The sequence below is a fragment of the Piscirickettsia salmonis LF-89 = ATCC VR-1361 genome, from assembly GCF_000297215.2.
Lineage (GTDB): Bacteria > Pseudomonadota > Gammaproteobacteria > Piscirickettsiales > Piscirickettsiaceae > Piscirickettsia > Piscirickettsia salmonis.
On the sequence record NZ_AMFF02000081.1, the window covers coordinates 27,771 to 41,393 of the forward strand.

The 13,623-nt window shown below is 40.1% G+C and carries 12 protein-coding genes and 1 pseudogene; 8 read left to right on the plus strand and 5 right to left on the minus strand.

What is annotated here, in order from left to right:
- The 3 genes and pseudogenes from C200_RS08815 to C200_RS16140 form a co-directional block, all read left to right on the plus strand.
- Positions 1-514 (plus strand): annotated as a pseudogene (locus C200_RS08815) (hypothetical protein); the annotation flags it as partial.
- Positions 515-678: 164 nt separating this feature from the next.
- On the plus strand, positions 679-1,992 hold the full coding sequence (locus C200_RS16135) for an aldehyde dehydrogenase family protein (protein ID WP_201765996.1): 1,314 nt from the start codon (positions 679-681) through the stop codon (positions 1,990-1,992).
- Positions 1,986-3,272, plus strand: coding sequence for an iron-containing alcohol dehydrogenase (locus C200_RS16140; protein ID WP_016210466.1), 1,287 nt, complete (start codon positions 1,986-1,988; stop codon positions 3,270-3,272). The genes C200_RS16135 and C200_RS16140 overlap by 7 nt, the downstream gene beginning before the upstream one ends.
- A gap of 316 nt (positions 3,273-3,588) precedes the next feature.
- Here C200_RS16140 and C200_RS08825 read toward each other — a convergent pair whose 3' ends face one another.
- The 4 genes from C200_RS08825 to C200_RS08840 form a co-directional block, all read right to left on the minus strand.
- The gene (locus tag C200_RS08825; RefSeq protein ID WP_016210458.1) at positions 3,589-4,137 is read right to left on the minus strand and encodes a DUF2147 domain-containing protein; all 549 of its coding nucleotides are present in this window, start codon (positions 4,135-4,137) and stop codon (positions 3,589-3,591) included.
- 80 nt (positions 4,138-4,217) lie between these two features.
- Entirely contained in the window at positions 4,218-4,493 is a 276-nt protein-coding gene (locus C200_RS08830; protein WP_016210461.1) for an oxidative damage protection protein, read from the minus strand.
- A complete protein-coding gene (gene mutY / locus C200_RS08835; RefSeq protein ID WP_032126596.1) occupies positions 4,493-5,545 on the minus strand; it encodes an A/G-specific adenine glycosylase in 1,053 nt (350 codons plus the stop codon). The genes C200_RS08830 and mutY overlap by 1 nt, the downstream gene beginning before the upstream one ends.
- A 108-nt stretch (positions 5,546-5,653) precedes the next feature.
- On the minus strand, positions 5,654-7,591 hold the full coding sequence (locus C200_RS08840; RefSeq protein WP_016210464.1) for an AsmA family protein: 1,938 nt from the start codon (positions 7,589-7,591) through the stop codon (positions 5,654-5,656).
- 147 nt (positions 7,592-7,738) lie between these two features.
- Between C200_RS08840 and C200_RS08845 the strand changes: the two genes are divergently transcribed.
- The 3 genes from C200_RS08845 (at position 7,739) to C200_RS08855 (ending at position 10,838) form a co-directional block, all read left to right on the plus strand.
- Positions 7,739-9,451: an ABC transporter ATP-binding protein/permease gene (locus C200_RS08845; RefSeq protein ID WP_016210469.1), complete on the plus strand. Its 1,713-nt coding sequence runs from the start codon at positions 7,739-7,741 to the stop codon at positions 9,449-9,451.
- A gap of 68 nt (positions 9,452-9,519) precedes the next feature.
- Positions 9,520-10,239 (plus strand): TIGR00266 family protein, encoded by a 720-nt coding sequence (locus tag C200_RS08850; protein ID WP_016210468.1) that lies wholly within the window; start codon positions 9,520-9,522, stop codon positions 10,237-10,239.
- The gene (locus C200_RS08855) at positions 10,236-10,838 is read left to right on the plus strand and encodes an HAD family hydrolase (RefSeq protein WP_016210467.1); all 603 of its coding nucleotides are present in this window, start codon (positions 10,236-10,238) and stop codon (positions 10,836-10,838) included. The genes C200_RS08850 and C200_RS08855 overlap by 4 nt, the downstream gene beginning before the upstream one ends.
- Positions 10,839-10,952: 114 nt before the next feature.
- Here the strand turns inward: C200_RS08855 and C200_RS08860 are convergent, their stop codons facing one another.
- Positions 10,953-11,840: an ROK family protein gene (locus C200_RS08860; RefSeq protein WP_016210471.1), complete on the minus strand. Its 888-nt coding sequence runs from the start codon at positions 11,838-11,840 to the stop codon at positions 10,953-10,955.
- A 190-nt stretch (positions 11,841-12,030) separates the two neighbouring features.
- On the opposite strand from C200_RS08860, the gene C200_RS08865 reads away from it, so the two are divergent.
- Both C200_RS08865 and queF read left to right on the plus strand, forming a co-directional pair.
- Positions 12,031-12,378: a phosphomannose isomerase type II C-terminal cupin domain gene (locus C200_RS08865; RefSeq protein ID WP_016210463.1), complete on the plus strand. Its 348-nt coding sequence runs from the start codon at positions 12,031-12,033 to the stop codon at positions 12,376-12,378.
- Between the two features lie 50 nt (positions 12,379-12,428).
- Positions 12,429-13,271 carry an NADPH-dependent 7-cyano-7-deazaguanine reductase QueF gene (queF, locus tag C200_RS08870; RefSeq protein WP_016210465.1) on the plus strand — a complete coding sequence of 281 codons (843 nt, stop codon included), beginning with the start codon at positions 12,429-12,431 and terminating at the stop codon, positions 13,269-13,271.
- The last annotated feature ends 352 nt before the right edge of the window (positions 13,272-13,623 follow it).

Below are 13,623 nucleotides of genomic sequence, written 5' to 3' on the forward strand. Positions count from 1 at the left end.
CGGCGATTTTGCATCATTGGATGTGCAAAATACCTACCGAGGTAGCGACGCTTACGAACAGGCTATAGATGTTGCTATCGCTAAATTTATTAGAGAAAGTGATGCGTGTATTGCTGAGCTTGTTAATTGGGGGAAAGAGCATGAAAGTCAAGCAGTCAAGCAGGCAACAGAGTCTTTAGCAGAAAAACTAACAACAGATCTAAAGGTATTTATTGACAGTGAAGGTTATAAGAACGCTCTTTGTATAGAAAGCTATCGGGGCCAGATAAGAGAATTTATTAGTTCTTCTGAAGAAGCAAAAGAGCTGTCTATTCATCGAGGTTATAAGGGCCTGATAGGAAATTTATTAGTGGCATTGACTGGAGTGGGAATTTTAGCATTAGGGATAAAAGCCATGCATTCTATGGCAACTAGAGGTTATGTTAGTTTGTTTTTTGATACAAATTCGATGAAAAAAGTTGATGTGGTTGGGCAAAACTTAGATAGCATGGCAGCACAGCTAAATACAAAGTGATTTAGCAATTCTTTTTTAGGATAATATTAATTAAAATCAGGGTATTTCTTTTTGCTATTTTTATTTGCTTGTCTAAGGTTTGATATAAATCAATTACTCGATTAATAAGTCTGTTTATCATGCGCCTACTATTATCGCTTTATCGTAATATATGAGTAGAAAGTATGAGCAGAGCAGAAGACCTTGATCAATTAATAATAAAGACAAAGAAAGCGCAAAGGGTGTTTGCAGATTTTACTCAGCAACAGGTTGATGAAATATTTCGTGCTGCTGCGCTTGCTGTCAATCGTGCACGTATTTCACTTGCTCAAGATGCTGTAGATGAAACTCAAATGGGCCTTGTTGAGGATAAAGTCATTAAAAATCACTTTGCCTGTGAGTATATCTATCATAAATATAAAGATGAGAAAACATGTGGGATTTTATCTGAGGATAGTGAGTTTGGAATAATTCGTATTGCTGAACCCGTGGGATTAATCGCTGCGGTTATACCGACGACTAACCCAACATCAACAGCAATTTTTAAAGCGTTAATCGCGCTTAAAACTCGTAATGGCATTATTTTTTCACCTCATCCGCGAGCTAAACGCTGCACAAGTAGAGCCACAAAAATAATTTTGGATGCTGCTGTGAAAGCAGGTGCTCCTGAAAATATTATCAGTTGGATTGATGAGCCTAGTGTTACTCTATCTGACCAGCTAATGCACCATCGTGATATTAACCTTATCTTAGCGACCGGTGGTCCAGGTATGGTAAAAGCAGCTTACTCGTCTGGTAAACCTGCGATTGGTGTGGGGGCTGGAAATACACCTGTTGTTATTGATGAAACCGCAGACATTAAGCGAGCAATAGCTTCTATTATTATGTCAAAAAGTTTTGATCATGGGGTAGTTTGTGCTTCCGAGCAAGCGGTGATTGTTGTTGATGAAGTATATGATGAGGTAAAAACGTGCTTTGCTAGTCATGGAGGTTATATTTTATCTATAGAAGAAGTTGAAAAAATTAGAGACTATATTTTTAAAGATGGCCATTTGAATACTGAAATTGTTGGTCAGTCTGCTAGTAAAATTGCGATGATGGCGGGTATCAGTATACCAGATTATACGGAAGTGATGATTGGTGAATGTGAGGTGTTATCTATAAGTGAGCCTTTTGCTCATGAAAAGCTTTCTCCTATCCTTGGATTGTTTCGAGCAAAAGACTTTGACCGTGCGGTTGATCTTGCAGAGGCGATTGTTGAAATTGGTGGTATTGGTCATACTTCAGTGCTTTATACAGATCAGGATTTGCAGGGAGAACGTATTCGCCGGTTTGGAGAAAAGCTAAAAACATCGCGCATATTAATCAATACACCTGCATCGCAAGGTGCTATTGGTGATTTATATAACTTTAAGTTAGCACCTTCTTTGACATTAGGCTGTGGTTCTTGGGGGGGGGTAATTCGATTTCAGAAAACGTGGGGCCTAAGCATTTGTTAAATATTAAAACCGTTGCTAAACGAGCAGAAAATATGCTGTGGCATAAGTTGCCACCGAAAATTTATTTTCGCCGTGGCTGCTTACCAATGGCTTTAGAAGAATATCAAGATAAAAAACGTGCTTTTGTTGTAACCGACCGTTTTTTATTTAATTCAGGTGTGACAAACGACTTATTCGAACAGTTAAAAATTTTAAATATAGACTTTGAGGTTTTCTTTGAGGTCGATGCCGACCCAAGCCTTGCAACGGCTGTACAAGGCGCTAAAGCGATGAGTGCATTTCAGCCGGATTTAATCATTGCGATTGGGGGAGGTTCGCCGATGGATGCGGCTAAAATTATGTGGGTAATGTATGAGCATCCTGACGTTGACTTTCAAGACTTAGCGATGCGGTTTATGGATATTAGAAAGCGTATTTATACTTTTCCTCGTATGCGTGAGAAAGCAAACTTTGTGGCGATTCCAACAACTTCTGGAACAGGTTCTGAAGTGACGCCATTCGCTGTGGTAACCGACGATCAAAGTGGGGAAAAGTACCCGTTAGCTGATTATGAAATTACACCGGATATGGCGATTGTTGATGCTGATCTAGTGATGGGATTACCAAAATCTTTGACCGCTTTTGGTGGGATAGATGCGGTGACTCATGCTATTGAAGCGTATGTGTCAGTCATGGCCAATGAGTTTTCTGATGGGCAGGCTTTACATGCACTAAAGTTACTTAAAGACTACTTGCCTGCTTGTTACGAGCATGGCAACGCTGCGCCCGCAGCTCGCGAAAAAGTACATAATGCGGCAACGATTGCAGGAATTGCCTTTGCTAATGCATTTTTAGGTGTTTGTCATTCTATGGCGCATAAATTAGGGGCGGAGTTTCACCTTGCTCATGGGTTGGCGAATGCGTTACTAATTACTAATGTCATACGCTATAATGCAACCGATGTGCCGACTAAACAAACAGCTTTTTCGCAATATGACCGCCCCAAAGCGCTTTGTCGTTATGCTGAAATTGCTCGTCATTTAGGTATTTATGGTGAGACAAATATGGACTGTGTGCAGGGTTTAATCGCATGGCTTGAACGCTTAAAAGCAGTGTTGAATATCCCGAAATCGATTCAGGCCGCAGGCATCGGTGAGCAGGCGTTTTTAGAGAAAGTTGATAAAGTCGCGATTGAAGCATTTGATGATCAGTGCACCGGTGCGAATCCGCGTTATCCTTTAATTAAAGAAATTAAAGAAGTTTTAATCGCATCCTATTATGGTCGAAATTATAGCCAATAGTTTGTTAATGATGAGATGACTCCCTTTATTTAGAGGGGCTTGGTATATTTATCAAAATAAAATATGCAAGACAGCGTTACTATTTGCAAAAGTAGCCTCATTATCCGGCTATCATGTGGTGGTAGAAAAGCCTTTTGCGGTTGACTCCAGTCAAGGCTAAAGTTTTATCAGATGCTCGAGCACTGCATTGGCTATAGTAGAGAAAATCCAGTGAGTGCTGAAAGTGCACTGATAACTATTCAGTTGATTGAGGTTTGCTATTTTAGCTAAGTTAAAGGCAAAAAAGCAAAGGCTGCTGGATTGATATTTAAGTTATTTACTGCGTTAATAACTTAAAGTCAGCCTGTTGTTGGCTTTGCTTAATCTCTTTGATCAGCGAAGGCAAAATACGGTGCCATACTTGTGTTTTACTAAAAAAGCCAACTTTTACATGAACGTTAAGCAGTTGATTGTTGTTTGCTAGACTTAGGGTGACATTTTCATAAGTAGAACCGGTGCGAGGTGATAGAAGTATGCCCGCTTGCCAACGGTTGTCCGCTGTTTTTCTAAAGTGAGTGATAATCGGAAGGCCGACAATAGCAGCATTTGCCAGTTTGCCATCACACTTTTTGCAGCGTGGTGCTGGCTGATGACGCTTTTCACCATAGAGATAGGTCCCATATATTTTGCCATTGAGGACATCGATCGTTTTACCGTTAACTTTGCTTTTAGCAGTATAAATTTCAATAATAGAGCTTGGACGATTGATATCGTTATTGATGGTCTGCCAATAACCAACTGGGGTCGCAGAGGAAGCAGCATAGCTAGATAGGCTGGTAATTAGCGGTATAATGATTGAGCATACTCGCATTAGATAAAATTTCATTGCGGCTTCCTGTGTTGTTCTAATTTTATTTATTAGCTTCACTGGGGCTGATTAAGGTTAAGATTAAGGGTAGGTTTGAGCTATTCTTCTGGAGCAGTATATCCATCAGGTTTTTCAGTCTCACTATTGCTGAATAAAAACTTTTCCATCTCTTCTACAAGCATGCTGCGTGCTTTGGGATCGATCATGCTTAAGCGATACTCGTTGATTAACATCGTCTGGTGAGTTAACCACATATCCCAGGCTTCTTTCGAGATATTATCGAAAATACGTTGGCCCAGTTCACCTGGATAAGTGGGGCGGTCAAGACCTTCGGCATTTTTATTTAGTTTTTGGCAGTGGATTGTACGGCTCATTAAAATAAGCTCCTTTGTTTGCTTAGTTGTTCTAGTAGTTTTTTAATTGGGGCAGCTAATCCCTTGGTTTGTGATGAGTCTATGTTATACCACATTGATTCTGTTGGCGTGATTATATCATTAACTTCCAGATAGTGAGGGTGAATGTTTAAGTGATAATGGCTAAAGGTATGCTTAATGGCCGTCAGTTCTTTGATGTGTTTAAGGGTCTGTGTTTTTAGTTGCCATTCATGTGCCCAGGATTTTTTATCTGCTTGCGTATATTCAGGTAAGCTCCATAACCCCCCCCAGATACCTGAGCTTGGTCGTTTTTGCAATAGTACATGCCCATCTGTGCGTTGTAAAAGTAGCATATGGGTTTGTTTCGTTGGTAAGGTTTTTTTAGGTTTTTTGCCAGGATAATTCTCAGGGTCACCTCGCTCATAAGCTTGGCAGTGCTGTGTGAGTGGGCATTTACTACAGCGTGGATTTTTGGGTGTGCAAATGAGCGCACCAAGATCCATCATCGCTTGCGTATAGTGGTTGCATTGCCTGTCTGGAACATATTGTTCGGCAATCTGCCAGAGTGTATGTTCGACTCGCGCTTTTCCTGGCCAAGCCGCAATAGCATGACAACGCGCCAGTACTCGCTTTACATTACCATCTAAAATAGGCAAGGGGTGTTTGTAGGCAAGCGATAAAATTGCTCCTGCTGTTGATCGGCCGATGCCAGGGAGTGCGAGTGCATTGTCAAAGTTTTTTGGGAATTGGCCGTTGAACTTGGTTTGAATGTGCTGGGCGGCCTTATGCAAATTGCGTGCGCGTGCGTAATAGCCTAAGCCTGTCCATAGAGCAAGCACATCATCTTCATCGGCAGCAGCTAAAGCGCTTATTGTTGGAAACTGCGCTAGGAACCGTTCAAAATAAGGAATGACCGTTGTTACTTGGGTTTGTTGTAGCATAATTTCAGAAAGCCAGACTTTATACGGCGTAATCTGTAACTGCCAAGGCAAGGTTTTACGGCCGTGTTGCTTAAACCAAGCAAGAACGTCTTGGGTGAAAGAAGTCATCATGTTTATTAAGTTAACTTAAGCATTGTTATATTATTAATTTTGGACACTAATGTCAGCTGTCAGTGTTCATTGTTAAAGAGGTTGAGTATAGCATTACTTTAGGTATCTTTAATTAAAGAACTGTTCGAGAATATTATTTAAGGGTTTATTCCTGCTGTTTGGAAGGTGTTGTTGAATTTGTTGTTGAATGGCTTTTTTTAGCTCTTGTTTGATAAGGCGAGGGGCTTCATTTTGCATGAACCATCGAGTATCAAAGCCTGTGCTGATCAAGCCCTGTGAGAGAGTGCCTTTTGCAAAAAATGGCAAGCGCACGCCAATCACTGAATCTTCACCTTGCTGAAGGTTGTAATGGTAGAGCAAAACTCGGCTAAAGTAGTCTTTTGGTTGTTGCAGGTTCATATGGCCTTGGCCATTGAGTCGATTATTCGGTAGCGCTTTGGATTGATAGCGAAACTGAGCCTGACCTTGTTTGATGGTTATATTCAGCGTTGTTGGGCTTAAATTCGTTTGCTTGTGAGGCCCCTGGCTGGCTTTTGCTATTGTTTGAACGTGTTTAAATGCGTGTTGAAGTGTTGATTCTGATTTAACCTGATTAAAGGCGTTGCCTGCACTATTAGTCATTTGGATCAAGTTTATACCGTTCAGTTGTGTGTGTTGAATAGTTGCATTGAGTGTGCCTTGCAAGCTTGTAATGAGGCCCTGTTGTTGCCAATGATTAGGTAGTTCGAAGTTGGCGGTTACCTTGATATCTTTAGTTTGTAAGGTGGTATTGCTGGGTAAAAGCATATAAGTGTTTATGTAAGGTGTTACATTTATTTGATCTATGTTGATAGTTGTGGCGAGTTTCGGTGCAGTGAGATCTGTTAATTGAATCTGGCCATTAAATTTAGAATCATTGAGTTGGCCTGCTAATTGAATTGTTTGGGTCTGACTATTATTCGTTGGCTTAAATCTCAGTGTTGCTTGTGCATTGTTCAGTGGTAATTTAGGGTTAATTGCAAGTCCAAGCGTGTGTAAGAGTGAATTAAGGTTAAAGTGGTTCGTTGCCAATTGCCCAGTAATATTTAAAGATCGGCCTTGTAATACTATGGTTAATGGTTGAATGGTGAGTGCACCGGTTAAATTGGCATTGGCAAGTTCGGCCTGTTTTAAGTCAATAGCGAGTTGGTCTTTGGCTAGGTTAAGCTCAGTTTGGCCCTGGAGTTTAAATGTAAGATCTGCTTGGTTTGGACGTTTTAACTTACTGTTTATTTGAAGGTCTGAGAGGGTAAGCGCAGCTTGATTGATTCGGCCCTGAGGAAGTTTAACTCGTACTTGGCTGTTTAAGGTTTGCTGTAAGGTGTATTGCGGTGCAATCAGCTGGAAACTAAGTGCTAGCGGAAAGGTTTGTTGCAGGCTGGCATGGCTTAATTTTAGATCGATATGTTTTAAATGATAGTTAGCATGAGGAGTGATAAAGCTTAAGCGGCTGTCTTGAATGTGAATGTTGTCTGCTTTAAATAAAGGCAAATCAAGCTTCTCAGATTGTATGCTGTGCTGGTGTGAATGTTGAGTGATGGTATTCGTTAGGTTTTGAGAAGGTTTGTTATCTTGATTTGTTGCTGTTAATGCTATTTTAGACTTAGTTTGAGTTGAACTGGCTTGTTTTAATGCATTGAATGTCCAGTTATTTTGGCCATTGGCTTTTTGGGCAAGGTAAATGTCAGCGCCGTTCAGGGTGAGTGTGTTAACTTTAATTTGCTTTTTGAATAAGGGCAGAATATTGAGCTTAAACTTCATACTCTGAATGTGCATGAGTGGTTTGTTAAAATTTTTTGGGCTGCTGAAAGTGATATCGTGGGCTTCGATACCGACCCAGGGAATAATCGATAAATCCAGTTGACCTTGTATGGTGAAGTTGCGGCCGGTTTGTTTTAGTACTTGCTCTGAAAGTAATGCTTTAATCTTATCTTTAGGTAGTAGCTGGTTGATAAATATTATAAATAAAATAAAAAGAGCAAGGAGTAATCCTAAGCAACCGGTGAATAATTTAATGAATCGAAGCATGCTCTAGTCTGTCCTGCAGATTTCAGAGATTATTATGCCTTGATTTTAATACAGTTCAGAGGCTAAGGGAAATCTGCCCTTGGCACGCATTTTAGATCAACGTACACTCGAAGGTAATGATTTCAAGTGACCTTAAGGCTTCGAGGTATGATGAGTAAGAAAGAACATATTGAAAACCCTGTGACAACCTGGCAACTAGTCAAGCTCTACTGGCAGTCAGATCAGAAAAAAACAGCCTATTTTTATTTAATTACTTTGCTTGTATTAACCTTATTTTTAGTGGCAATGAGTGTTGCAATTACGTATTGGTATAAGCACTTTTGGAATGCAATTCAAGATTACAATAAGAGCCTTGTGTTTGAACTTGTGTTTGTATTTGTCGGTATTGCGGCTATTTTTGTTATTACCGCGGTTTATAAGTTTTATGTGCAAGCGCGCTTTGGTGTACGTTGGCGAGAGTGGCTGACTTGTCATGTGATCGATATTTGGTTGCAAGGCCAGAGTTATTATTACATTGAGAATTTTGATGAGTATACAGATAATCCAGATCAACGCATTCAAGAAGATGTCAATCAATTTGTGGCTTTAACTACATCACTGTTCTTAGGGGTGGTGGATGCGGTTGTTACTTTATTTTCTTTTATTGCATTATTATGGATATTATCCGGGCCTTTTGTGTTTAATTTAGGCAGTTTGGGGCCGATTTCCGTTCCGGGTTATCTGGTGTGGATTGCCTTAATTTATAGCCTTATTGGAACCTACCTCACCCATAAAATTGGTAAAAATTTAATTTCTTTAAATTTTAGGCAGCAAAAAAAAGAAGCAGACTTTCGTTTTAATGCGGTGAGAATTCGCTCAAATGCTGAAAATATTGCACTTTATCAAGCAGAAGAGCAGGAAAAAGCAGGTATTTTTAAGTCTTTTGCTAAAGTGATTGAGATTACGTTACAGGTGATTAATCGGGAGAAAAAATTACTGTATTTTACCGCGGGTTTTAATCAAATATCGATTATTATCCCCCTGCTTGCAGCATTGCCAATGTACTTTGCTAAATTGATTCAAATTGGTGGCATTCAGCAAATCTCATCGGCGTTTAGTCAGGTTGAAAACTCATTATCATTCTTTGTTAATTCTTATACTAGTATTGCTCAATGGCGCGCAGTTGTGCTGCGTTTGACCACTTTTATGAATAAAATGCAAGTTGTTGAGCATAAATATGCGGATGTTAAAAAACTAGAGCGTGCTGAGCATGCAGCGCCAACGGTGATGACCAATGATTTAACGGTGTATACGCAAACAGGCCATAGGTTACTCACAGATTTAAATGTAGTCTTTAAGCCGGGTGAAGATTATTTAATCAAAGGGCCCTCGGGTGTGGGTAAAAGTACTTTTATTAAGGCATTGGCTGGGATTTGGCCTTTTGCTTCGGGGGGAGTGAAGCTGCCAGCGGGTAAGAAAATTATGTATTTGCCACAGCGTTCGTACTTTCCGTTAGGATCGTTAAGAGAGGTGTTACTATACCCCGGGAATATATCAGTGGATGATCGCCAACTGTGTAGTTTGCTTGATGAAGTCGGTTTACCAAGGTTAAAAGGTGGGCTTGATGAGATTAAAAATTGGAGTGAGATTTTATCTTTAGGTGAGCAGCAAAAAGTGGCGTTTATTCGTGTGATTTTAGCTGCTCCTGATTGGGTGTTTTTAGATGAGAGTACCTCTTCGCTTGATCGTGATAATGAGCGTAAACTTTATCGTTTACTGAAAGAAAAATTACCAAGTTGCTCAATTGTTAGTGTGGCGCATCGTGAGAGTGTTGCCGATTACCATGATGAGGAAGTGGTGTTTAAGCCTAACCCAGAATAGAGATTTAGTTAAATGATTCGGTTTGAGTGGTTAGGTTATTTGGAAATAAATTGAGAGAGGTAAAGAAAATGGTAGATGTAATTGACTATAAGCTCATTGGTCATGATTTGCAGATTGTTGAAATAGAGCTAGACCCAGGTGAGGGTGTGCAAGCAGAGGCGGGGGCAATGGTGTATATGCGCCAAGGCATAGAAATGCAGACGTCAACAGGCGGTGGTTTATTTTCAGGTTTTAAGCGCATGTTGACAGGTGCGGGCTTTTTTATCACTCAATTTAGTCATACCGGGCATTCTGGTAAAGCGCAGGTGGCTTTTTCTGCACCTTATCCGGGGTCGATTGTCCCGATTGATTTGGCTATGCATTCGGGGGAGATTTTAGCGCAGAAGGATGCTTTTTTATGCTGTGCGCAGGGCATTAATATTGATATTGCCTTTACTAAGCGCCTCTCTGCTGGATTCTTTGGTGGCGAAGGTTTTATTTTACAGCGCTTAAGTGGTGATGGCATGGCTTTTATTCACGCTGGGGGTGCAGTACATTGTTTAGAGTTAGCGCCAGGTGAGTCTTTACGTGTGGATACTGGCTGCTTAGCTGCTTTTGAAAAAACAGTGAGCTATGATATTCGTTTTGTTGGTGGTTTTAAAAATGTTTTATTTGGCAAAGAAGGCTTATTTATGGCAGAGCTGGTTGGTCCTGGCAAGGTTTATGTGCAAAGTCTGCCATTTGCACGTTTAGCTGAACGTATGGCGGCAGCAATAGGGACCAATAAAGGTCAGGGGGATCGGTCATGATAAAAAACGTTGTTTTTGATTTGGGTGGGGTCTTATTTGATTGGGACCCTCGCTACCTTTATCAAGAGTTATTGCCGACAGTAGCTGAAGTGAATTACTTTTTAGAAAATATTTGCACTAATGAGTGGAATAAAGAGCAAGATGCCGGTCGCTCTTTAGTAGAGGGAACACGGGTTTTAATTGAGAAATACCCAGAACATGCTGAACTGATTCGTCATTATTATAGTGATTGGCCAAAAAGCTTAAAAGGCGAGATTGCAGGAACCGTTGAGATTTTATCTGAATTAAAACAAAGTGGCTTTAATCTCTATGCGCTAACGAATTGGTCTGCTGAGACCTTTGTGTATGCTAAGAATAACTATGATTTTTTAAATGACTTTATTGATATTGTGGTTTCAGGAGAGGAAAAGTGTGTCAAGCCTGATGCAAAGTTGTATCAAATTTTACTCGATCGTAATCATATCAATGCCAATGCATCTTTGTTTATTGACGATCGCCAAGAGAATATAGATACCGCATTGACATTGGGTATGAAAGGGATTTTATTTACGTCGCCAGAGCAGTTGCGCGATCAATTAGAGATATTCGCCTTGATTTAATGGTTTGTGATCTGGGTTCGTTCGGATTTGTTTAGGCCCTTAACCTCCCTAATTCTTAGTCTTATTTTATGTTACTTCATTGTATTTTAGGATGAGAGGTAAGGGATAAGCTGGTTATTTGCTTTCGGTAAGGGCTTGTTCTGCAAGTAAGAGAGCACCATACGTGCCAGCAAGCTGTTCAAGCTTTGGGTAGACAATATAATCTTGGATGTTTTCTAGAATGGCTGGGTGCTGGACATAGCCATTGAGCAACGCTGGTATTTTGTTATGAATTTTCTGAAATAAACCTTCTTGTTGCATAACGCCACCACCTAAGATAATGCGTTCAGGTGAGTAAGTGACAATTAAGCTACTTAAGCCAACACTGATGTAGTGCGCAGTGAGCTCCCAAGCTGGGTGGTCTTTAGGGATGCTATGAGTAGACATCTGCCAACGTGCTTTAATGGCAGGGCCAGCCGTATAGCCTTCCCAACAGTGATCATGGTAGGGGCAGTGACTCTTAAAGTTGATATCATCAGGATGGGTCGGTATGCAAATATGACCCATTTCTGGATGAGTCAAGCCGTGAACGAGTTGGCCATGAACCAATGCACCAACACCGATGCCGGTACCGACAGTAACGTATAATAAGTTATTTAGCCCTTGGCCATGACCTAAATGATGTTCTGCAAGTGCGGCACCATTGACATCGGTATCGAATTTGATGGGAAGCGTAAAAGCTTTTTTAAGAGTGCCAATGAGGTTAAAGTTACACCAAGCGAGTTTGGGCGTGTTAGTGATATAGCCATAGGTTGCAGAGTTTGGGTTGGGGTCTATAGGTCCGAAACTACCAACACCTAATGCGGCAATGTCAAACGTTTTGAAAAACTCGATGATTTTCGGGATGGACTCTGTTGGCGTTGCCGTTGGAATTGAAATTTTTTCAATAATATCAAAATTTTTATTGCCAATTGCGCAAATGATTTTAGTGCCACCCGCTTCTATGCCGCCGTATAACTGCATGATTGAACCCCACTCCTTTTCTGTATTTACTGGTGTGTTTAACTTAATGTTATTTTGATGTTACGGATATTACCTTGAAATGTGAATCAGTACTAGCCGCTTAGTTATTGTCACAGTATAATTTCGGTTAAATTTTGTTTTAGCTAAACATTCAGATGTTAATTGTGGTTAGTTATAGTAGGAGTAAGTGATGAGTGTAACGCGCGAAGACCGTCCTTGGGGTTTTTATGAAAGTCTGCGTATGGCAGATAATTATCAAATTAAACGTATTGTTGTTAAAGCTGGCGCTGAGCTTTCTTTACAGCTGCATCATCAGCGTGCCGAACATTGGGTTGTGGTTGCTGGGGTTGCAGATGTGACTCGTGATGATGAAATTATTCGTTTGGAACGAGATGGCTATATTTATTTGCCAGTAGAATGTAAGCACCGGATTAAAAATGTGGGTGACAGTGATGTTGAATTTATTGAAGTGCAAGTGGGTGATTATTTAGGTGAAGATGATATTGTCCGCTTTGAAGATCGTTATGGACGAGCTTAAATTTTAAAGTAAAAAGAGTGTAGTATATGGCATTTTTGGAGTTATTTTAGATGTCCTCAGCAGTTGAACGAGAACTAGCAAATGCGCCGTTAGGGCAAAAAAGTAGTTATATTTCATTATATTCTCCAGACTTACTGTTTCCTATCGCAAGAAAGCAAAAGCGTGATGAAATTAATGTGCCTGATGTATTACCATTTTATGGCTATGATATTTGGAATGCGTTTGAATTGTCTTGGCTCAATGCGAAAGGTAAGCCATGTGTGGCCTTAGCCTATTTTGAAATCGACTGTGCAAGCACTAATATCATTGAATCGAAGTCATTTAAGTTATATTTAAACTCATTGAATAATACTAAGTTTGACAGTGCTGCTGAGGTTGAGGGTCTTTTAGCAAAAGACCTTCAACGCGCTGTGGATGGTGCTGTTAAAGTTAAAGTGATTTTATTAAGCGAAGTCATTAATCAGCCAATTCTTGATTTTAATGGTGAGTCGATTGACCATTTGGATGTGGCCTGTCATGAGTATCGAGTTAATCCCGCTTATTTGAGGGCAGATCAAGAATGCGTACTAGTAGAGGAGACGTTAAGCTCTAATCTGTTAAAGTCTAATTGTTTGGTCACTGGACAGCCTGACTGGGGTTCTGTAGAAATTTCTTATTATGGTCCTAGAATTAATCGGGAAGGTTTGCTTCAATATATTGTCTCATTTCGTAACCATAATGAATTTCATGAGCAATGTGTAGAGCGTATTTTTATGGATATAACAAAGCAATGTCAGCCTGAGCACTTAACAGTATATGCGCGTTATACGCGTCGAGGTGGTTTGGATATTAACCCGGTACGCAGCACTGAAAAATTGTTTAAAGCGGATAATCTACGCATGGCACGACAATAGCCCGTTTTAAATGAGCTTTGATTTAAATTTTAGAGTAAAGTTGGTGCAAAATAGTGAGTACAGGCTGAGATTGCGGCCTTAATTTATTTTTGTCCCTGAAAGCACCCCAACCAGAGCAAGTGTTACAAAACAGGGTGAGTTGTCTGAGGATTTTTAGCAGAGCGGAGTTGCAAAAGAGCGTAAAATCTGTAGTGTCCTGACCATAAAAAAAATTTTTTTTTATTATAGTAGATTTGATCTATCAGATTATAGTAAGTTTTTAAAAACTTATTATATAGCTAAAACCTTATAAATTGACATAATGTAGATGTTCTAAAAAAAGATCTTCGATACTACCGCTGCGAGCCATGGA

Coding starts and splice junctions, on each gene's coding strand:
- C200_RS16135 (WP_201765996.1), top strand. CDS start 679: ATGAGCAGAGCAGAAGACCTTGATCAATTAATAATAAAGACAAAGAAA.
- C200_RS08825 (WP_016210458.1), bottom strand. CDS start 4,137: ATGAAATTTTATCTAATGCGAGTATGCTCAATCATTATACCGCTAATT.
- C200_RS08830 (WP_016210461.1), bottom strand. CDS start 4,493: ATGAGCCGTACAATCCACTGCCAAAAACTAAATAAAAATGCCGAAGGT.
- mutY (WP_032126596.1), bottom strand. CDS start 5,545: ATGATGACTTCTTTCACCCAAGACGTTCTTGCTTGGTTTAAGCAACAC.
- C200_RS08840 (WP_016210464.1), bottom strand. CDS start 7,591: ATGCTTCGATTCATTAAATTATTCACCGGTTGCTTAGGATTACTCCTT.
- C200_RS08845 (WP_016210469.1), top strand. CDS start 7,739: ATGATGAGTAAGAAAGAACATATTGAAAACCCTGTGACAACCTGGCAA.
- C200_RS08850 (WP_016210468.1), top strand. CDS start 9,520: ATGGTAGATGTAATTGACTATAAGCTCATTGGTCATGATTTGCAGATT.
- C200_RS08855 (WP_016210467.1), top strand. CDS start 10,236: ATGATAAAAAACGTTGTTTTTGATTTGGGTGGGGTCTTATTTGATTGG.
- C200_RS08860 (WP_016210471.1), bottom strand. CDS start 11,840: ATGCAGTTATACGGCGGCATAGAAGCGGGTGGCACTAAAATCATTTGC.
- C200_RS08865 (WP_016210463.1), top strand. CDS start 12,031: ATGAGTGTAACGCGCGAAGACCGTCCTTGGGGTTTTTATGAAAGTCTG.
- queF (WP_016210465.1), top strand. CDS start 12,429: ATGTCCTCAGCAGTTGAACGAGAACTAGCAAATGCGCCGTTAGGGCAA.